This window comes from Psychrobacillus sp. Z16_25 (genome assembly GCF_056856695.1).
Genome location: NZ_JBXEOV010000001.1, coordinates 389,758 through 409,016, shown reverse-complemented (window position 1 = coordinate 409,016; position 19,259 = coordinate 389,758). Strand labels below are relative to the sequence as shown.

Annotated in this window: 23 protein-coding genes; 2 read left to right on the top strand and 21 right to left on the bottom strand. The window is 39.4% G+C overall.

Going from position 1 to position 19,259, the window contains the following annotated elements; all coding sequences use genetic code 11:
* Positions 1–73: 73 nt before the first annotated feature.
* From hepT to prsW, 20 genes are all read right to left on the bottom strand, one after another.
* On the bottom strand, positions 74–1,048 hold the full coding sequence (hepT, locus tag AC1VU3_RS02055) for a heptaprenyl diphosphate synthase component II (RefSeq protein WP_482982605.1): 975 nt from the start codon (positions 1,046–1,048) through the stop codon (positions 74–76).
* 21 nt (positions 1,049–1,069) lie between these two features.
* Positions 1,070–1,774 (bottom strand): demethylmenaquinone methyltransferase, encoded by a 705-nt coding sequence (locus AC1VU3_RS02050; protein ID WP_482982604.1) that lies wholly within the window; start codon positions 1,772–1,774, stop codon positions 1,070–1,072.
* Between the two features lies 1 nt (position 1,775).
* On the bottom strand, positions 1,776–2,537 hold the full coding sequence (locus AC1VU3_RS02045; protein WP_480389545.1) for a heptaprenyl diphosphate synthase component 1: 762 nt from the start codon (positions 2,535–2,537) through the stop codon (positions 1,776–1,778).
* Positions 2,538–2,595: 58 nt separating this feature from the next.
* Complete coding sequence (gene mtrB, locus AC1VU3_RS02040; RefSeq protein WP_480389544.1) at positions 2,596–2,817, bottom strand: trp RNA-binding attenuation protein MtrB; 222 nt, start codon at positions 2,815–2,817, stop codon at positions 2,596–2,598.
* 70 nt (positions 2,818–2,887) lie between these two features.
* Positions 2,888–3,457, bottom strand: a complete 570-nt coding sequence (folE, locus tag AC1VU3_RS02035) for a GTP cyclohydrolase I FolE (protein ID WP_480389543.1) — start codon at positions 3,455–3,457, stop codon at positions 2,888–2,890.
* 169 nt (positions 3,458–3,626) lie between these two features.
* Positions 3,627–3,899, bottom strand: coding sequence for an HU family DNA-binding protein (locus tag AC1VU3_RS02030; protein ID WP_480389542.1), 273 nt, complete (start codon positions 3,897–3,899; stop codon positions 3,627–3,629).
* 419 nt (positions 3,900–4,318) lie between these two features.
* Complete coding sequence (locus AC1VU3_RS02025; RefSeq protein ID WP_480389541.1) at positions 4,319–4,717, bottom strand: hypothetical protein; 399 nt, start codon at positions 4,715–4,717, stop codon at positions 4,319–4,321.
* Positions 4,718–4,815: 98 nt separating this feature from the next.
* Positions 4,816–6,294: a stage IV sporulation protein A gene (gene spoIVA, locus AC1VU3_RS02020; RefSeq protein ID WP_480389540.1), complete on the bottom strand. Its 1,479-nt coding sequence runs from the start codon at positions 6,292–6,294 to the stop codon at positions 4,816–4,818.
* A 76-nt stretch (positions 6,295–6,370) separates the two neighbouring features.
* Entirely contained in the window at positions 6,371–7,078 is a 708-nt protein-coding gene (locus tag AC1VU3_RS02015; RefSeq protein ID WP_480389539.1) for a hypothetical protein, read from the bottom strand.
* A gap of 13 nt (positions 7,079–7,091) precedes the next feature.
* Positions 7,092–7,298, bottom strand: coding sequence for a DUF2768 domain-containing protein (locus tag AC1VU3_RS02010; protein WP_480389538.1), 207 nt, complete (start codon positions 7,296–7,298; stop codon positions 7,092–7,094).
* Positions 7,299–7,378: 80 nt separating this feature from the next.
* Positions 7,379–8,398: an NAD(P)H-dependent glycerol-3-phosphate dehydrogenase gene (locus AC1VU3_RS02005; protein WP_480389537.1), complete on the bottom strand. Its 1,020-nt coding sequence runs from the start codon at positions 8,396–8,398 to the stop codon at positions 7,379–7,381.
* Between the two features lie 47 nt (positions 8,399–8,445).
* The gene (gene der, locus AC1VU3_RS02000; protein ID WP_480389536.1) at positions 8,446–9,756 is read right to left on the bottom strand and encodes a ribosome biogenesis GTPase Der; all 1,311 of its coding nucleotides are present in this window, start codon (positions 9,754–9,756) and stop codon (positions 8,446–8,448) included.
* 70 nt (positions 9,757–9,826) lie between these two features.
* Complete coding sequence (locus AC1VU3_RS01995) at positions 9,827–10,228, bottom strand: hypothetical protein (protein WP_482982603.1); 402 nt, start codon at positions 10,226–10,228, stop codon at positions 9,827–9,829.
* Between the two features lie 127 nt (positions 10,229–10,355).
* Positions 10,356–11,498 carry a 30S ribosomal protein S1 gene (gene rpsA, locus AC1VU3_RS01990; protein WP_480389535.1) on the bottom strand — a complete coding sequence of 381 codons (1,143 nt, stop codon included), beginning with the start codon at positions 11,496–11,498 and terminating at the stop codon, positions 10,356–10,358.
* Between the two features lie 88 nt (positions 11,499–11,586).
* On the bottom strand, positions 11,587–12,177 hold the full coding sequence (locus AC1VU3_RS01985; protein WP_480389534.1) for a lysophospholipid acyltransferase family protein: 591 nt from the start codon (positions 12,175–12,177) through the stop codon (positions 11,587–11,589).
* Position 12,178: 1 nt separating this feature from the next.
* Positions 12,179–12,853 (bottom strand): (d)CMP kinase, encoded by a 675-nt coding sequence (gene cmk / locus AC1VU3_RS01980; RefSeq protein ID WP_482982602.1) that lies wholly within the window; start codon positions 12,851–12,853, stop codon positions 12,179–12,181.
* A 78-nt stretch (positions 12,854–12,931) separates the two neighbouring features.
* Entirely contained in the window at positions 12,932–13,579 is a 648-nt protein-coding gene (locus tag AC1VU3_RS01975; protein WP_480389532.1) for a flagellar brake protein, read from the bottom strand.
* Between the two features lie 148 nt (positions 13,580–13,727).
* Positions 13,728–15,011: a PepSY1/2 domain-containing protein gene (locus tag AC1VU3_RS01970; RefSeq protein ID WP_482982601.1), complete on the bottom strand. Its 1,284-nt coding sequence runs from the start codon at positions 15,009–15,011 to the stop codon at positions 13,728–13,730.
* Positions 15,012–15,020: 9 nt separating this feature from the next.
* On the bottom strand, positions 15,021–15,827 hold the full coding sequence (gene sleB, locus AC1VU3_RS01965; protein ID WP_482982600.1) for a spore cortex-lytic enzyme: 807 nt from the start codon (positions 15,825–15,827) through the stop codon (positions 15,021–15,023).
* 71 nt (positions 15,828–15,898) lie between these two features.
* On the bottom strand, positions 15,899–16,591 hold the full coding sequence (prsW, locus tag AC1VU3_RS01960; protein ID WP_480389529.1) for a glutamic-type intramembrane protease PrsW: 693 nt from the start codon (positions 16,589–16,591) through the stop codon (positions 15,899–15,901).
* Between the two features lie 76 nt (positions 16,592–16,667).
* On the opposite strand from prsW, the gene AC1VU3_RS01955 reads away from it, so the two are divergent.
* Entirely contained in the window at positions 16,668–17,642 is a 975-nt protein-coding gene (locus AC1VU3_RS01955; RefSeq protein ID WP_482982599.1) for an asparaginase, read from the top strand.
* Between the two features lie 67 nt (positions 17,643–17,709).
* Positions 17,710–17,970 carry a hypothetical protein gene (locus AC1VU3_RS01950; RefSeq protein WP_482982598.1) on the top strand — a complete coding sequence of 87 codons (261 nt, stop codon included), beginning with the start codon at positions 17,710–17,712 and terminating at the stop codon, positions 17,968–17,970.
* Between the two features lie 216 nt (positions 17,971–18,186).
* Here AC1VU3_RS01950 and AC1VU3_RS01945 read toward each other — a convergent pair whose 3' ends face one another.
* On the bottom strand, positions 18,187–19,152 hold the full coding sequence (locus AC1VU3_RS01945) for a YpdA family putative bacillithiol disulfide reductase (RefSeq protein WP_482982597.1): 966 nt from the start codon (positions 19,150–19,152) through the stop codon (positions 18,187–18,189).
* Positions 19,153–19,259 lie beyond the last annotated feature (107 nt).

The following is a 19,259-nucleotide window of genomic DNA, read 5'->3' as shown; positions in this document are numbered from 1 at the left end:
ACTCCTTCAAATATAAATTGGATAATATTTCTCCACCGTTAAAAATACTATCATTGTAATCTTCTAATTTCAATTAAAAGTTACGTTTCCCCATAAATAATGCGATATTTTGCAGTGATTTTTTCGCAGAGCTTGCGGGTAGCTGCTTTAATTCATGTAAAGCTTTCTCTAAATATCGATTACTAAGTTGCTTTGCACGTTTAATTCCTTCGGAGGAACGAAGCTCATTTAATAGAATTTGAAGTTTTTCATCCGAAATGTTCCCTTCAAATGCCTCCAGCAGAAGTGGTGCAATGGTTGGATCATTTTTTGCATAGAGTACCGGTAAGGTAATGTTCCCTTGTAGTAGATCACTTCCGGCTGGTTTACCAAGCTCTTTGTCAGAGGCTGTGATATCTAGGATATCGTCGATGATTTGGAAGGACATGCCCACATAATAACCAAATCTCTTTAACCTTTTGATTGTTTGCTCATCTGCACCGGATGCGATGGCTCCTAGCTCGCAGCTTGCAGAGATTAAGATTGCGGTTTTTCTTTTAATTCTTTTTAGATAATCTCGGACAGATTGCTCGAGGAAACGCTTGTCCTCTATTTGAATAATCTCTCCAATACAGAGTTCGACCATTGTATTGGATAAGACTTGATGAGCATATGTATTATTTATTGCTGTTATGTATTTAATTGCTTTCGCAAATAGAAAATCGCCCGTGTACATTGCGACACGGTTGTTCCACTGGGACTTTACAGTTTCTCTACCTCTTCTCGTTTCTGCGTCGTCAATCACATCGTCATGCACTAGAGAGGCCATGTGAATCAATTCCACTGTGACCGCTACGCGCTTAATAGATTCTATGGTGTAATTGCCAAACTTCGCAGATAGAAGGACGAAAACAGGACGGATTCGTTTCCCCCCTGCTTGTAGTAGATGTAAGGAAGCATCGTTTAATAAGTGAGAGGAGGAATTCACAGCTGTTGCCAGTTCGTTTTCAATGACTTCTAAATCTGATTTTAAGTCAGAATAAAGCATTCTTAATTTCATTTTATCCACAAAAACCAAACCTTCTCCCACTTATTGTTCTTTTTTGTACCCGATATGCCTTGCAGCAGCTCCACCACTATATGGCTTACTAGAAACGTTGACCATCCCAACCTCTTCAAACAACTTAGATAGCGCGGCTCTGTTTGGAAAATCCTTTTGAGATTCTTGCAACCAAGAGTATTCTTTATAGCTCTTCGCAAATAGCTTTCCAAATATCGGCATGATAAATCGGAAATAAAAGCGGAAGGCTGCATTAAATAGCTTGGAATCCGGCTGGGAGGTTTCTAAGCAAACAATCATTCCACCTGGTTTCGCTACTCTCGTCATTTCCCTGAGGACCTGAGCGTAGTCCGGAACATTTCGTAGTCCAAAACCAATTGTCACGTAGTCAAATGTATTATCTTCAAAGGGAAGCTCCATTGCATTTCCATGGACAAGCTCTACTTGCGGAAGATCCTTCACCTTTTCTTTTCCTACGTTTAACATGTTTTGACTAAAATCTAATCCTTTTACCATCCCTGTTGGACCTACATCGCTTGCAAGCGCTATCGTCCAGTCTGCTGTACCACAGCATACATCTAGCGCTGCACTGCCCTCTTTTACCTGCATCGCTTTCATCGTATCGCTTCTCCACTGCTTATGCTGCTGAAAGCTGATGACAGAGTTCATAGAATCATAATTAGTAGAGATTTTCTCAAAGACCTCATGTACATGTTGCTCTTTTGATTTTCCCACTTTAAAACCTTCTCTCAGCTACGCTTGAGCGCACATGCGGAAACCGCTCTAGAATAGCATTCTTTACGTTTTCATTTAATAATTTGGAATTTCTGATATCTCGCAAGAGATTCTGTTCTTTTATTTCCACCTCAGCGTGCATAAGTCCAATTTTGGCTGCTAGCTCCTCTGAATGAGTTAGATAAAAGGAGACTTGCTGATTTTCATAAGCCTCTAGTTCTCTCTTAAGAGCGATGATGAGCAATGCTTCCTTAACGAAAAACACATAATCATGGAAGGAAAAATGCTCCATAAACCGTTCAATTGGATTACTTTCAATCAATTCGATGGAATGTAGAAGCTCATCAAAAGAATACTTCTGCAAATCATAAAATCTCGTCTTATGCTCCGTAATGATGGATACGGCATCAGATAAGGACTGAATCAGCTCGATCTGCCCTGTACGTGCAAGAAGTTGATAGTATTTCCCGCTATAATAATCTCCAGCCAGCACTTGTAGCTGCTGGTCCTTCGTGGTAGCGTTATTTTCTTTTACTAGGTCATGGGCAGCTAATGCTGCAAATATCAAAGAAACTGCAATAGCTGAAGTATGATGAGTATCGGTCCAGTCTTCTTCGTTAAAAAAAGGTAGAAGTGTAAAAAATAAACGATCTTCATCAATAATAGGAGTCCCTGTATAGATTAATAGGGTGCTATATTTAATATAAGAAAAAATATCTTCTCTTGTTTGTTCTAGTTGCTGTGTAATTAAAGATTCATTCATACACTTTTACTCCATTTCCAACTGCAGTTAATCTTAATGCATCCATCCGTTAAAGCTTTTATTTCTTTGAGTCACTTTGTATAATGCCGTTTGTTGAATGGATTGAAGCCTTACCGCGTATTTTCATCGCTGATGTATGCTCTGTAAATTGAGCAATCATCACTTCGCCATTATCGAGCTTCTCTGAGTGATGAAATTTTGTATCAGATCCTCGTGTTAATCCAATAACATGCACTCCATCTTCCTCTGCCTTGATGATGATATAATCTGAATTAGCCATTTTGGATCTGCTCCTTTATTCGACATACTTCTTTAATAATAACACAATATCTATGAATCAGACAAAAGTGTTAGTTCATTTGGATGAAAGAAAGTATTTCTGAACGCTTAATACTATCCTCTTCCAAAATACCTCTCGCAACAGCGGTAACTGTTTTAGCACCTGGCTTCTTTATACCTCGCATTGTCATACACATATGCTCAGCTTCTATTACGACATAGACTCCATGAGGATTTAACATTTCCATTATGTCATCTGCAATAGTAGACGTAATTCTTTCTTGGAGCTGGGGCCTTCTTGCAGTTACTTCAACCGCTCTGGCTAATTTGCTTAAACCAGTCACTACCCCGTCCCTTGGTATGTATGCTACATGTGCCTTCCCGTAAAAGGGCACAAGGTGATGCTCACACATCGAGAAAAATGGTATATCCTTTACTAGCACTAATTCTTCATGGTCCTCATGGAAAATTGTTTTGAAGTGCTCCTTCGGATCTTGATGTAGTCCTTCGAACATTTCTGCATACATTTTAGAAACTCGTTTAGGAGTGTCTAACAAGCCTTCTCTCGCTGGATCCTCTCCAACTGCTTCTAGTATCATTTTTACTGCTTCTTCTATTTTTTTCAGATCGACATTCGTCATCTGCTGACCCCCTGAACTAACTCATATCGTATGTATCTTAGCATACGAGAGCAATATTAGAAATAACTTTTGCCTGTAACTTGGCCACAAAATAATATTATATAGAAAAACGAAAAGAACGGCTACCGTGAAGTATTCTTCACAGTAACCGCCCTATGTACAACATCAATTATTTAACCGCATCTTTAAGTGCTTTACCAGGTTTGAAAGCTGGTACCTTACTAGCAGCGATGTCGATTTCTTTACCAGTTTGTGGGTTACGTCCTTTACGTGCAGCACGCTCGCGAACTTCGAAGTTTCCGAAACCGATTAATTGAACTTTGTCTCCACCTGCAAGAGCAGATTGGATTGCTTCGAATACAGCGTCAACTGCTTTAGAAGCGTCTTTTTTTGATAAATCTGCAGCTTCTGCTACAGAGTTCACTAATTCTGTTTTGTTCATCCCATTCACCTCCTCTCAAGGAAGATAGCTTTAACCTGTAAAAAGAGTATCACAACGTAAAACCCTTCGCAACACTAATTACGCTGGTTTGTGCAAGTTTCCTAAAAAATAGCGGAAATAAAGGCATTATCGGGACTTTTTTCTCATGTCCCTGTCTAGGAAGGAGGGAAGAAAGAGAGTTCGAAGGTCTCTTGAAAGCTGAACGAATAAGGGATAACAAGAATTTTTACAACTATATAAATATTGCCCAACTTTCAATCTTTACGTAACTTTAGCAAAAAAGATTAGCAATGGCGTGTTAGCCTTATTGGTTCATCATTACTGAATTTTTTCCCAAAAAACAAAGCGCAAAGATCGATAATTCATCCTAAATATATTTATTCAGAAACGGACAAAATACTGACATATTTCATCTGGCGTTAATTGTTTTCTGACACTTGTACATCCACAGTAAAGGGGTGAAAGCCGTTGTTCTTTGCAGCCAGATCTACGATTTCTTGTATATCATGTACGACTTTTTCATCCACTTCCTCTATATTTTTCAAATAAACAGCGATCATCTGATTTTCTGGAGATTCTACTAAAAAACCAAGTGAGTCATTGTGGTCATACCCTTTTTGGGTGACGCCCTGTAAAACATCGGAAGTTAAGTTTGTACTTTCTAATTTAACGGAAAATTCATTTGCGTAGGCGTGCCTAAGCTCGTTTTCGGCAGCTTGGTCTGCTAAACGAGCTTCATTTTTTGAAAATAACAGTATCGCCACAACCCCTATTACCCCTAAAAATCCCATCAATAGTTTGTGATTATATATTTTCACCTAATACCTCCTTGGATTTTCCCATAGAAAAAAGCCAAACGGTTATCTAGTTCCCGTTTGGCACAAGTCGTCGGACATATTTTTGCCTACCTCTATTCTTAGATAATAAATGTGACCATGCCTCGATCGCCTTCGTTTACCATCCGCTCAATTGTTTGGCGCATTCTTTTCTTCGCAACCCCAGTTACACTTTCTGTTTTGAAACGGATGCTTTCCTTCATTACCTCCACTAAAGAACTTCCAAATACCTGTGTTTGCCACAGTGCCTCTCTGTCATGTAGGAACCCATGCTTTAAGTCTTTCAGCAGCTGCTGACTATGAAACTCTGAGCCTAGCAAAGGTGCAAACTCTGCCTCCATGTCAATACGGATAATGTGCAAGGAAGGAGCCTTTGCTTTCAAGCTGACTCCATAGAAATTATTTTGCTTAATAATTTCTGGTGCGGACGGCTGGAAGTCTTCAAGAGTCGGAAGCGAAACTCCATAGCCTGTGGACTTGGCTGCCTCCAACGCATCAGCAAATCGATCATACTCTTTACGGGCAGTGGAAGCCCCTTTTACAAATAAAAGCCAATCTTTTTTCGTTTTAATCGGTTCATCCAGCCATTCATCACAAACTTCTTGGAATACCTCTGGCTTTAGATCAATTCGAATGGTTGCCGAGCCTCTTCCGGGATTTGCCTCTACTACTTCCGATGATTGTATAAAGGCAACCTCTTTAAATTTTTCTGCTAGCTCCTTTACATCACGCATTTTGGAAACTATTTGGAGCCATTCTTGTAAAGAGGTATTGATTTGATTGTTCACATAGTGATCCTCTTCCAACACATCTGTCCAGTCAGGCTTCATTAATTCTATATCTGTAATAGGAAATTCAAAGAGTGCTTGTTGGAGTATGTATTGAATTTCCTCTCCGGTCATTCTATCCACTGCTACTGGAATAACTGGAACTCCATGAGCTCTTTGTAATTCATCACTTAACTGTAAGGTTTCCAGGTTCCCAGGTAACTTACAATTTAATACGATAACGAATGGCTTACCAATTTCCTTTAGCTGATCGATTATTTCCTTCTCAGCAGTTTCCGCCGCTTTTCTCGGAATATTATTGACAGAGCCGTCTGTCGTAACCACTACGCCGATGGTGGAATGGTCACGGATTACCTTATCTGTTCCGATTCTTGCAGCATCCTCAAATGGTATAGCCTCGTTATGCCAAGGAGTGTGAACTAACTTCTGCCCTTCCTCTCCAGAATGCGTCTTAATCCCATCAATCATATAGCCGACACAATCTACCAAACGGATTTGCAGCCGTAGCTGTTCCTCACCCAGATATACATTTGTTCCGTGGGCAGGGACAAATTTAGGCTCAGCTGTCATAATCACATTCCCTGGGGAGCTTTGGGGAAGTTCATCTTGTGCTCGGAGTCTTTCTGATTCCTCTAGAATATTTGGAATCACAACCAGTTCCATTACTTTTTTTACAAATGTAGATTTTCCAACCCTCACAGGACCTACAACGCCGATATACACATCACCATTTGTTCTTTCCGCTATTTGTTCATACAGTTTACTCGTCATGGGTACTCTCCTTTCTTCGCACTTCAATATATGCACAAAAAAAACGTTTCATGCACAGTGCATAAAACGTTTCTTTTTACTTATCTAACATAAAGATAGGCTCGTTATTTTCATTAACCGTATATGGCAGGGAATAAGCAGGAACAACAGCAAAATTGTCTGTTAGTAGGTATCGAATATCTTCTCCTGGCTTCGGTTTCTCTTCTGCTTCCTGTAGCATTCGATTTAACTCAATGGAATAATCGACATAAACTTTCCCCTCTCCTGATGCCACGAGTGGAAGCTGGGTATCAGAATAAGGACTTTGAACGGACGGCTCCGTCTTGTATCCCATTTTCTTATAATCTAAGCGATACACGCCCTCCGCAATTTGCTCGGCAATTGGTCCATATTTATTGATGGTAATGCGAGAGTTCAAATCACGTAAAGTATCAGCTAAGCGTAAGTCTACTAGTTTTACAGTTGGATCTTCATCCACATTCATCAAGACGTATTGATAAATACCCCCGGCTTCATAGGAATTGGGAGGAGTTTCTGCCATAAAACTAGGAATAATCTTTTTAAAGTCTATCGGGTATTTAATATATTGATCAGTTTCCATATCTCTCGTCTTAATAGGCAGGAGACCACCATTTGTTTCTTGATAGCTGTCCACCGCTGTTTGAACGGAGTTTATCTGATCCTCATAGGGTAATAGATTTTCTGGTTCATAGCCACTTTTATATGCACAACCACTTAACAATGCCACTATAACTAATAAGACACAAAAGGTACATTTTTTCATTGATATCTCCTAACTAAGCCTTGGTTGGATTAAAGATGATATAAATCATCGTAATAAAACCTATGAACAACAGTATGTATGCAATGAGTCCAAATAAAAACTTCAAAAATCTGTTTTGTATTTTTGTTTTCACAAAAAACATAAATAGCATCGCTAAAAACATGCATCCCATCGACCCGAAGGAGATCCACATTTTATCCATTGAAGATACTAGTAGCAACAGTTCCCCCACCTTTCTTATAGCATTATATCACAGAAAAAAAGAGTTGCATTTTTCCTACAACTCTTTTTTTGACAATTTTAAAACGTTTTATAATCCTCTAGCTCACTCTTTTTCGTTCTATGCATGAGTGTATCAACAGCTTCCTTAGGATGTACTCCTTCAAATAAAACACCATAGAGCGCTTGGGTAATCGGCATATCGACCTGTTGCTTTTCTGCAAGCTGGTAAGCTGCTTTTGTTGTTCGAACACCTTCTACAATCATCCCTATCTCTTCAAGCACCTCATCAAGACTAGCACCCTTCCCTAGCATGTTACCTGCTCGCCAGTTTCTTGAATGAACACTAGTACAAGTAACGATCAAGTCACCCATACCAGTTAATCCTGCAAAGGTAGAAGGCTCGGCACCTAGACTGATACCTAGTCTCGAAATTTCCGCCAAACCTCTTGTAATCAAGGCAGCCTTCGCGTTATCTCCATATCCAAGCCCATCGACAATACCGGCAGCCAAAGCAATGACATTTTTCATTGCTGCTCCTATTTCCACTCCAATAACATCTGCATTTGTATACACTCTAAAGGCTTTATTCATAAAAAGATCCTGAACCTTCTCCGCTGCTTCCATATTGACGCTTGCAGCCGTTACGGTTGTTGGATGCTCCAGTACTACTTCTTCAGCATGGCTCGGTCCTGATAGAACAACAATTGCTTGTACTAGATGTTGTGGAATTTCTTCCTCTATCATTTCTGTAATACGCTTTAATGTGTCAGGCTCAATACCCTTCGAAACATGCACAATTAGCTTTTCTTGATCTGCAGTTTTCGCAACAAGCTGGCAGACCTCACGAATCGCTTTCGTAGGTACTGCAATAACAATCGTAGAAGAATGACTAATCGCTTCTTGAATATCACTAGTCGCTCGCAGATTATCTGGCAGCTTCGTTCCTGGTAAGTACTGCTTGTTCGTTTTATACTCATTTATCTCTTTAGTTTGGTCTTCTCTAATGGACCATATTAGACAATTATGGTTGTTATGGGCTAGCACCATAGCAAGGGCTGTTCCCCAGCTTCCTGCTCCTAATACTGTTACCTTTTCCATTCTATCGCCCCCTCTTTTCTTACCTATTCATCAGCACGTATAATTTTTTATGTTCTTGCTCGAGTAATAATACGAATTGGAGTTCCTTCAAAGTCAAAGGATTCTCGTATACGATTTTCCAAGAAACGCTCATAAGAGAAGTGCATAAGCTCCGGTTCATTTACGAATACAACAAAAGTCGGTGGCTTAATTGCAACCTGTGTTGCATAGTAGATGCGCAAACGTTTCCCTTTATCTGTTGGTGCAGGGTTTCTTGCAACCGCATCCTCGATTACCTCATTAAGAACGGATGATTGAACACGTAATGCGTGATTTTCACTCACTTGATTAATAACTGGGAATAAGGAATGTACTCGTTGCTTCGTTTTTGCAGAAACAAAGACGATTGGTGCATAATCAAGGAATTGAAAATGCTCACGAATCGATTTTGTCATTTCATTCATCGTTTTATCGTTCTTTTCAATAGCATCCCATTTATTCATTACGATAATAACGCCTTTTCCTGCCTCATGTGCGTATCCTGCAATTTTCTTATCCTGCTCCTGAATTCCTTCTTCAGCGTTTAATACGACTAAGACGACATCAGAGCGTTCAATTGCCTTTAATGCACGAAGCACACTGTATTTTTCAGTGGTTTCATACACCTTTCCTTTTTTACGCATACCTGCTGTGTCGATCATGACATATTCTTGATCGTCAAAGGTATACTCTGTATCGATTGCATCCCTAGTAGTTCCTGCAATATCACTTACGATTACTCGCTCATGGCCTAAGAAAGCATTGATTAAAGAAGATTTTCCGACATTTGGTCGTCCGATAAGAGAGAACTTGATAACATCCTCTCCATACTCCGTATCATCTTGTTCAGGAAAGTTCTTTGCAACCTCGTCTAATAAATCCCCTAAGCCTAGACCATGGGCTCCAGAAATCGGGAATGGCTCTCCCATGCCAAGAGAATAGAAATCGTAAATCATCTCTTTCATATCCGGATTATCAATTTTATTCACAGCCAGTACAATCGGCTTTTTCGTTTTATATAAGATTCTCGCCACGTATTCATCGGCATCCGTCACACCTTCTCGTCCATTTGTTAAGAAGATAATAACATCTGCCTCATCCATCGCAATCTCGGCCTGTTGTTTGATTTGCTCTAAAAATGGCTCGTCGCTAAGCTCGATACCACCAGTATCAATAATATTAAATTCATGTGTCAGCCAATCTGCTGAGCTATAGATTCGGTCACGTGTTACACCAGGGATATCTTCCACAATGGATACACGTTCCCCGACTATTCGGTTAAAGATTGTCGACTTCCCTACATTAGGCCTACCGACAATTGCTACTACTGGTTTTGTCATTCTAATTTCATCCTTCCAACTTCATCTAAAATGTATTATACAACATAGAAGCGTTTAAATGTAATGAAAGCTATATTTTCACGGAAGCATGCTTCATATTTGAGTTCGAAAGTACAACATTGTCGGCGAAAATTACAACATAGCGACCCATTTTTACAACATCGCTTCGAGGGCCAAGCGTTTTTACAACATTCCTACTGATAATTACAACATTGTTAGTGGAAATTACAACTTTGTGACTCGTTTTTACAACATTACTCCGAGGGCCAAGCGTTTTTCCTACATTCCCACTGAAAATTACAACATTGTCATTGAAATTTACGACATTGTGGCTCGTTTTTACAACATAGCGACCCATTTTTACAACATCACTTCGAGGGCCAAGCGTTTTTACAACATTCCTACTGATAATTACAACATTGTTAGTGGAAATTACAACATAGTGACCGGTTTTTACAACATTGTGACCCATTTTTACAACATTGATTCGAAGGGCCAAGCTTTTTCAATGCAATAAAGCAATTACGATTGGATTAGCGACTGAATACTTTTTTACTATGTAAAAAAGCAAGCGATTTAGCTATCGCTTGCTTTTCAACTTACTTATTCGTAAAGTTTTTTAGTTTATCCCCAAGGACATCGCTGATAGAGAAACCTTTTGATTCCTCTGGTGCTTGGTAGTCCTCTAGGTTGTAATCTTCTTCATTTTCCACTAAATCTTTGATGCTTAAGGATAGACGTTTTTCTGCGCTATTAACCTCTAGCACCTTCACTTCGACCTCTTGGCCCTCCTGCAATACTTCATGTGGAGTTCCAATATGCTTATGCGAGATTTGAGAAATGTGTACAAGTCCCTCTACTCCTGGGAACACTTCTACAAAAGCTCCGTATGAAACTAAGCGCTTAACTGTTCCAGTAAGCACTGTTCCCTTAGCAGCCTTCTCCTCAATATCAACCCATGGTCCAGGTAACGTTTCTTTAATAGATAGAGATATTCTTTCAGAATCCAGGTCTACAGATAAAACTTTTACTTTTACCTCTTGTCCTTCTGCTAGAACATCGCTAACGTTGCTTAAGTGTTCATGTGAAATCTGAGAGATATGAACAAGTCCATCTACTCCGCCGATATCTACGAAAGCACCAAAGGAAGCGATTCGTTGTACTGTTCCAGTTAACACATCTCCTGGTTTTAGAGAGCTTAGGGTTTGGCTTTTCGATAAGGATTTTTCGTCCTCCACTACTGCTTTATGAGACAGAATCAGACGGTTTTTATCTTTTTCTAGCTCCACAATCTTGAAGGTTAATGTTTTTCCTTTATAGTCATCAAAGGATTCTACGAAATGATCTTCGATTAAGGATGCTGGTATAAATCCTCGTACGCCAAGATCTACTACTAATCCTCCCTTAACAACCTCTTTTACTTCTGTTTCAATGATTTCTCCAGCTTCAAATTGTCTTTCTAACTGGTCCCATGCTTTTTCAGCATCAACTTTTCTTTTAGATAAAACAAAATTTTCTTCTTCAACCTTCGTAATCATTAATTCTAAAGTATCGCCAACAGAAACGGCGTCGGATGCTTTTTCAATATGCAGGCTAGATAGTTCGCTTATTGGAACAATCCCATCGAAAGGTGCACCTTCAATTGAAACGATTACGGATTTATCATCTACTTGTGCAACCGTTGCTTTCACTAGATCTCCTTCTTTAAACTCTTGCGTGTTTAAGTTCATTTCTTCTGACATATGATATTCCTCCTTCACAGCGTCTCAGTATTATTTTATGCCAACTAGTCCAGAAATACAAAAAGAAGCCCTTTACTTTTAAAAATTTTCAATTATCTCTTTTGTGCTGGTCTAATAATTTTTGGATGTGCTCCATGATAACCTCCGTTACTTCGTCGGCACTTGCCTTTCTTTCACGATAGGGCTCCATATCAATTACATCCCCATAAACGACCTTTAAACGCTTAAATGGCTTGTAAGGTCCAATTATTGCGCAAGGTACCACATTTGCATTTCCTCTTAATGCGAAAAAGCCTGCTCCACTAAAACCCTTTCCAAGCTTTCCATCTTTACTGCGCGTACCTTCAGGGAATAACCCTACTACCTCTCCGTCCTTTAGTAGCTTTAATGCTTTGCGGAGAGCATCACGATCACTCAACCCTCGCTTCACTGGAAAAGCACGAACTCCCGGTAATATAGACTTCAGAATAGGTACATGAAATAGCTCTTCTTTCGCCATAAAATTCACTGGTCGAGGAGCATTAATACCAACCACTGGAGGGTCAAGATTATCTATGTGATTTGCGCAAAGTAAGATTCCACCTTCCTTCGGGAAATTCTCTGCACCGATTACTTCAAAACGATAGATGGGCTTTAATAGTGCATATACCACCGTTTTTGCAAAAGTATAAAGCTCCAAGTTACACCATCCTTTCTTTTGCCAGTTGCATAATCTTTTGAGATACTTCATCGATAGATAAAGATGTGGTATCAATGAAGATCGCATCCTCCGCTTGTACTAAAGGAGAAGCCTCGCGTTCACTATCGAATTTATCTCTTCGCGCAATATCTTCCTTTAATTCTTCAAGACTTATGTCGATTCCTCTTTTTTGATTTTCTAAGTATCTTCTTTGTGCTCTTTCTTCCACACTAGCAGACATGAAAATTTTCAGCTCTGCATTGGTAAGTACTTTGGTGCCTATATCTCTTCCGTCCATGACCACTTGTCCATTTTTTCCCATTTCTATTTGTCTTCTAACCATTTCTTCTCGCAAATTTGCGTGGGCTGCCACTAGAGAGACATTAGATGTCACCTCCATGGAACGTATTTCATCCGTAACATCTTGACCATCTAAGAATACTAGCTGTCCGTTTGGTGATGGCTTTAGTTCAATAGAGGTTTCCTTCAGAAGCTTCGTGAGCTCTTCACCATCCTCCAAATCAACAGATAAGGATAAGGCCTTATAAGTGATGGCGCGATACATAGCTCCTGTATCCACGTATGTATATCCTAATAATTCCGCAGTTTTCTTTGCAATCGTGCTTTTTCCAGCCGCTGCTGGCCCGTCAATGGCAATTTGTATATGTTTGTTCATTTCTTATTTCCTCCACTCTATTCGCCTATATTTTATCATAGAACGACATGAAAAAAAAAAGCCTGTATATACAGACTTTTAACTAATTCCTTTTTTTCTTAAAAGGAGCTGTCTTTCAAAGCAAAAACGGACGATGTGCTGTTGATCCGTATCGTCTGCATCTATAAACTCTAGAGAAGCAATCGTAATATCCTGTTTATCCCAGATGCGAATCACTTTTGCATCAGAAAAGACATATTTCATATCACCATTGTTAAAGGCAAGGGGTAATACAATAGACACTCTATCCCCGTCATGAAAGTTAACTTCCTTGTTTAGGATGACCGCAATTCCGCCAGCGCTAAGATCCTCTGTTATAAATTGAAACTTTTCTCCCTCATATTCAATTGCGATGTCTAGGGCATGCTCAATCCTCACATAGTTTCTTCTTTGAATTTTTAAGATTTCCGTTGGGTTCGGTATGGAAAGCTTAATCATCGGAACCTGTCCTAGCTTTCTTCCTAGCACCTCTGTCGGAAAAGCATACACTGCCTTCGTATCGTCCACAAAGGTCACTTTCAGCTGTGTCCCATCTGTTAAAATAACTGATTTGTTGGTAGAAGTGTCCACTGGATAATTAATAAAAATAGAATGATTATCCTGATCAACTACCTTACAACGATACTTTTCAGCTTTTGAGCTAAAAGTAGGCTCTAGAAGTAAATTTGTACCAAGCTTTAAATCCATATTTTCCCCTCTTTAGTCATCATAATTATTTATTATGACATCTAAAGAACTAATTTACCACAATAACTTTTAAGTATTTCGAAAGTTGTTTTAGAACTATTAGGGAAATGCCAAGGTAGTTTCTACCCCGACTTTTTCCCTGCTAGTATTATGGCAGCTTTTCTGTTTGTATAACATCATGAGTTTCTGTGTCAATATACACTTTATAGGTACCAATTCGATCACTTCTTAATAATAACTCATAGGCAAGCCTTTGAATTAGCTGATCATTTTCTACATAAGCGAGTTTTTCTTCCTCAATTTTTAAATCGTCAGAAAATTTATCTTGGAAGTTTAAAGGAACAATTTTTTGATTGCCCAGCTTTTCTTCCTGTATATATTCCATTGCATTTAGACCCAACAGCTCTCCAGTATCCTTTGCAACCTTTAGCTGGATACCGTCTGCATAGACAAGGGCATTTGTTTTTGGATCCTTCCTAGCAAAGGATAGATGCCAAGCTATGTTATTTTCACGAAATTCTACTAGCTCTGTATCACTATAACCTAGTGTTTTCGTGTACTGTATTGCTTTTTCCTTCATTTGCTCTACACTTATGGTCTTATCTTCAAAAGGTCGTTCTAATAAAAACGATAATAAGTGACCGCCTTTTTTAGTAAAATCAGCATAGCCGATACGAATTCCCTCATGGAATTTGACATGATAAAACGGATAGGCAGCGTTTTCAGAGCTTTCTGTGATATGGATTTTTGCATGTTTCAACTCTGGAAACGCTTCTATAAATTTTTTCTTAACCTCTTCCACCGAAATTTCTTTTTCCGTTAAATGAGCCAGATCCCGCTTCTTTTGTCGGTCCGTTTCACTTGCTGTCATTGGAAAATCACTTTCTGTATAGCTTTTAACTGAATTTCCTAGATTGGACCAGTTCTTTTGATGATCTTCACTTACTTTATTGTTTACGAACGAATTCACGATATAATCTTTGTTATATCCCTGGTTATTGGCAAATGACCACTGTTCAGATAGAGACCGAAGATTTTCTCTTGCAGCTGCCATGTTCTTTTGCCACTCTTCCACAGGAATTTTACCTTGTCTAACTTGAGAAGCCCCATTGCCGATTCTCGTTAGATAATTCATCCAAGCTGCTGTTGCCTCATTGTCAATTGGAAGTGCAGCGATGGACGTTCTTATATCGGAAGAGATACGCCAAACATCCTCTAATGACTTGTCTAAGGATGTACGGTCTTGAAATATCAATGTTTCATCAATCGAGTCGCTAAGCTCTGTTAACTTTTCAGAAGCAGAGGTCAACTGATTAGCGTATTGTACTGCCAGCATATTTTCAAGCTTGGTATTTCTCTCTTGTACAGTGAAATGATATACAATAAATACAGCAAGTGCCGCTATTCCTATAATCCATGTAGTTTTTTTCATATGAACTCCTTATGAACAAAATATGTGCTTTCCGATTGTCTTAATCTGAGGTCGTGACCATATCCACTCACTTGTTGCGGTTTCAGGGTTGAAATAGTAGATGGCATTTTCAGTAGGATCCCAACCATTTAGAGCATCTAAGACAGCCTCTTTTGCCCTTTCATTCGGCTCCAGCCAAATTTGTCCATCTGCAACAGCTGTAAAAGCTAGCGGTTGAAAGATTACCTCACTAATTGTATTTGGAAAGTCAGGATGTTCTACTCGGTTTAAAATCACGGCTGCTACGGCAACCTGCCCTTCGTAAGGCTCACCACGAGCTTCTCCGTAGACAGCATTGGCAATCAATTGAAGATCCTTCTCCGAATATTTCGGCGGTAGCTGATAGCTGTTATTTTTATTGTTAGCTGGTTTTGCCGTATTATTATTTTTAACTTGTGACTCTAAGCTTTTGCCTCCATAATGCGTGAAGCTATTTCCCTTGTTTATTTGGTTGTGTACAAATTCTTTGTTATAATCGGATACGCTGACTAGTTTTTGTTTCGTTTTACCGCCCAAAAGGCCGTCAACAGGAAGCCCATATTGCTCTTGGAAGTTTCGCAAAGCCCAATAGGTACCATATCCAAATTGCCCATCAATCTGTCCATGATAAAAGCCGATGTACTGTAGCCTTGCCTGAAGCTCGATGACATCATCGCCAAATGCGCCCCTCTGTAAAACCTGTTCAGAGAATGCTTGAGTGGGCTCATCCTTTACAAAGAAAAAGTAACCGGCAGTACAAACTACCAAGCTTAATAAGATGTATGTTATTCGCTTCATTAGACACCTCTCCTTTTCCCGTAGCTTGCTACTAAAATGGCTAGAATATACAAAAAAAATCTAGCACTTGGCTAGATTTCTTCTCTCATATAATATTCATGCTGTAGGTATCTATTTTTTCTAGATAATATATGTGCTTTCTTCACCTTTGACAATCCAAGTATCCACAAAAACAACATAAACGGAACTAATAGCAGCAGTTCAAGCCCTGCAATAGTCAAAATTCCATTGTAGAATATGTGGAGGGATATTGGAGCAAACAGTGCTAGCACTAGCTGGTATCTCAGCTTGGAGATTGTACTGAATTTCGCTCTTCCAAAGTAATATCCCATTACCACTCCAAAAAGTGCGTGGCTGGATACTGGAAGAAACGCACGGATTAAGGCCTCATCCATTCCATAGGCTATTAAGTATAAGATATTCTCCACTGTGGCAAAGCCTAGAGAAACACTCACTCCGTATAGTATACCGTCATACGGATCATCAAATTCTATATGCTTAAAAATCGCAACCAGCAAAACTAACCATTTAAAAAATTCTTCTAGCACACTACTTACGATGGCATTTCGAAGGAATAAAGACTCAAATAGCTGCTCCTCTGTAAAAACATGCTGAATAAATAAAATTGGAAAGGTCAATATGGCGCCATAAATAAAAGTATGTAACAATAGCCTTGAAGGCTCTTTAGCAATTTCCTTTCGTAAATAAAAATAACTTAAGAGTGCAAGAGCAGGTGCAATTGCACAGGAAAGTAGTACAATCATGATCCTACTCCTTCCATTTCATTACTTTTATTATACAATATTATTACGTACAAATGTCATTTTGGGAGAGATTTTTATGAAAACTATTTTACTAATTCATACTGGTGGAACTATTTCGATGCAAGTGAATAATGAAACAGGTGCAGTGGTTCCATCGTCACAAAATCCATTAGTAATTGAAGCAGATAAACTGAAACAATTTGCGGATATTATAGAAGTAGAAGCATTTAATCTTCCTTCTCCTCACATCACGCCATTTGAAATGCTTAAGCTAAAGCAATTAATTGAACAGTTCCTGGAAAAGGAACAAATTGACGGCGTAGTTATCACACACGGAACGGACACTCTAGAAGAGACTGCCTACTTCTTAGACAGAACAGTGAAAACGAATATTCCGATTGTCTTAACTGGTGCTATGCGCTCTGCCAATGAAATTGGCTCAGACGGTTTATACAACCTTGTTTCTGCTATAAAAGTAGCATCAACTGACCAAGCTTTTGGCAAAGGTGTTCTGGTGGTATTAAATGATGAAATCCACACAGCTGAAAATGTCACAAAAACACATGCCAGCAATGTAAGCACCTTCCAAAGCCCTCAATATGGACCAATCGGCTTTGTCTCCAAATCAATCGTTCACTTTCATCACTCACCAAATCATCGCTCTGTTTTTCCTATACAGACTATTGAAAAACGCATTGCCTTATTCAAGGTGTATGCAGGAATGGAGCCCGACGTACTTCAGGGAGTCATTCATTTAGGATATGACGGAATCGTGTTAGAGGGTCTGGGGCAAGGAAACGTCCCACCTGTCCTCGTTCCCATCATCCAAGACATCATCGAAAAAGGGATACCAATCGTCCTCGTTTCAAGATGCTTTAATGGAATTGCACAAGATGTATACGGATATATGGGTGGCGGAAAAGTGCTAAAAGAAAAAGGAGTCCTCTTCGGTAAAGGATTAAACGGTCAAAAAGCAAGATTGGCTTTATTGATTGCCTTGAACCACGCAAATCCTCAAACAGCATTGGAAGAGCTATTTCCAGAGGAATAAAGGAATTTCCCTGTGAATAAAAAAGTTAAACAAATGACAAGGAAGCACCCGCTCATGAGAGTCGGAGGTGCTCCTTTTTATATTTATGGCGAACTGCTATTATCTGTTAGATTTGGTCTTTTTAGAGAGTAATACAAAAATCAGTGAACCTAAAACGAACAAACAGGCAAAGAAACCAACGAAAAGCAGTAAACCAGTCAACCTATCACCTCCACTATATATATCCTCAAAAGAACGTCAACCGCTAGCCGTTACGAAGAATCGTCCAAGTGATTTGAACGAATATACTGGTTACAGCTTACAATTATTTATACATAGGTATGCGTAAAAAAGTTTTGTTTTCCCCACATATTTATATGTCACTGCAAGCATTGACATGTGACACAATCGATTTCCTTTATGTGTGAAATATAGAATCACTATGTACATGATGAAGAAAACAGATCCACCTCGTTTTCTTGCCCCCAAAATATGAACGAGCAAAATACAAAACCCACACACGCGTAGTCTATCCATACGCGTGTGTGGGTCTTTCAATGAAACCTTATTTCTCTTTTGAAACTATTGCTTCTACAATTTGTCCCCCGTGGAATCGACCGTTCTCGATAAAAATTTCGTTTGCATTATTCCCAGCAGCAATAACTCCTGCTATAAAAATACCTTCTACATTCGTTTCCATCGTCTCTGCATCATGAACAGGCCTTCCCGTTGCCTCCTCAATTCCAACTCCCATGGCTTTTAAAAAGGAGTGATTCGGATGATAGCCTGTCATAGCAAAAACAAAATCATTTTCCAAGCGGTATACGCCTTCCGGACCTCTTAGTGTAACAAAGCCCTCCTCAATGGATAAGACATTCGTTTCAAAATTCATCGTGATTTCTCCACTGCGAGCAAGTGAGTCAAACTCTGGCAAAATCCATGGCTTGATGCTCTTAGAGTATTCGCTGCCACGGTAGACAACTGTTACATAAGCTCCAGCCTTGTGAAGCTCTAACGCCGCATCAATTGCAGAGTTCTTCCCGCCAATAACCAGCACATGCTGATTAAAGTACGGATGACCCTCTTTAAAATAATGAAACACCTTTGGAAGATCTTCGCCTGGGATGCCCATATAATTTGGGTGGTCATAGTAACCAGTCGCAATTACTACATTCTTCGCAAGGTAGGTATCCTTACTTGTCGTGATAATAAAATGCCCGTCTTGCTTCTCTACTTTTTGAACTAGCTCATATGTATTCACGCGCAGCTGCTTTCTACGTACAACATCACGGTAGTAGACAAGTGCCTGGTTTCTTCTTGGTTTTCTTTCTTCTACAATAAAAGGAACATCCCCAATGGATAGCTTCTCGCTCGTACTAAAAAAGGTTTGATGAGTAGGATAGTTGTAGATGGACTCTACGATATTCCCCTTCTCAATTACCAATGCATTTAGACCTTTCTCTTGAGCTGCAATCGCTACTGACAGTCCACAAGGACCTCCCCCTACAATTAGTACATCTAGTTGCTCCACTTTCAAAACTCCTTTTCTTCTTTGCATCTTATCCCGCATTAAGGGACAGTAAGACTCCCACTTCAAGTTGGCAAAAGAAATGAGACAGCTACGTGGGTGATCAACTG

Bases quoted from the DNA above. Each gene is read 5' to 3' on its own strand.
- AC1VU3_RS01995 (WP_482982603.1), bottom strand. From the start codon at position 10,228: ATGGGTCACAATGTTGTAAAAACCGGTCACTATGTTGTAATTTCCACT.
- AC1VU3_RS02005 (WP_480389537.1), bottom strand. From the start codon at position 8,398: ATGGAAAAGGTAACAGTATTAGGAGCAGGAAGCTGGGGAACAGCCCTT.
- mtrB (WP_480389544.1), bottom strand. From the start codon at position 2,817: ATGGCTAATTCAGATTATATCATCATCAAGGCAGAGGAAGATGGAGTG.
- folE (WP_480389543.1), bottom strand. From the start codon at position 3,457: ATGACGAATGTCGATCTGAAAAAAATAGAAGAAGCAGTAAAAATGATA.
- prsW (WP_480389529.1), bottom strand. From the start codon at position 16,591: ATGATTGTACTACTTTCCTGTGCAATTGCACCTGCTCTTGCACTCTTA.
- rpsA (WP_480389535.1), bottom strand. From the start codon at position 11,498: ATGTCAGAAGAAATGAACTTAAACACGCAAGAGTTTAAAGAAGGAGAT.
- spoIVA (WP_480389540.1), bottom strand. From the start codon at position 6,294: ATGACGAGTAAACTGTATGAACAAATAGCGGAAAGAACAAATGGTGAT.
- AC1VU3_RS01970 (WP_482982601.1), bottom strand. From the start codon at position 15,011: ATGAAAAAAACTACATGGATTATAGGAATAGCGGCACTTGCTGTATTT.
- cmk (WP_482982602.1), bottom strand. From the start codon at position 12,853: ATGAACAAACATATACAAATTGCCATTGACGGGCCAGCAGCGGCTGGA.
- AC1VU3_RS02015 (WP_480389539.1), bottom strand. From the start codon at position 7,078: ATGAAAAAATGTACCTTTTGTGTCTTATTAGTTATAGTGGCATTGTTA.
- der (WP_480389536.1), bottom strand. From the start codon at position 9,756: ATGACAAAACCAGTAGTAGCAATTGTCGGTAGGCCTAATGTAGGGAAG.
- sleB (WP_482982600.1), bottom strand. From the start codon at position 15,827: ATGAAGCGAATAACATACATCTTATTAAGCTTGGTAGTTTGTACTGCC.
- AC1VU3_RS01975 (WP_480389532.1), bottom strand. From the start codon at position 13,579: ATGGATTTAAAGCTTGGTACAAATTTACTTCTAGAGCCTACTTTTAGC.
- AC1VU3_RS02045 (WP_480389545.1), bottom strand. From the start codon at position 2,537: ATGAATGAATCTTTAATTACACAGCAACTAGAACAAACAAGAGAAGAT.
- AC1VU3_RS02030 (WP_480389542.1), bottom strand. From the start codon at position 3,899: ATGAACAAAACAGAATTAGTGAACTCTGTAGCAGAAGCTGCAGATTTA.
- AC1VU3_RS01955 (WP_482982599.1), top strand. From the start codon at position 16,668: ATGAAAACTATTTTACTAATTCATACTGGTGGAACTATTTCGATGCAA.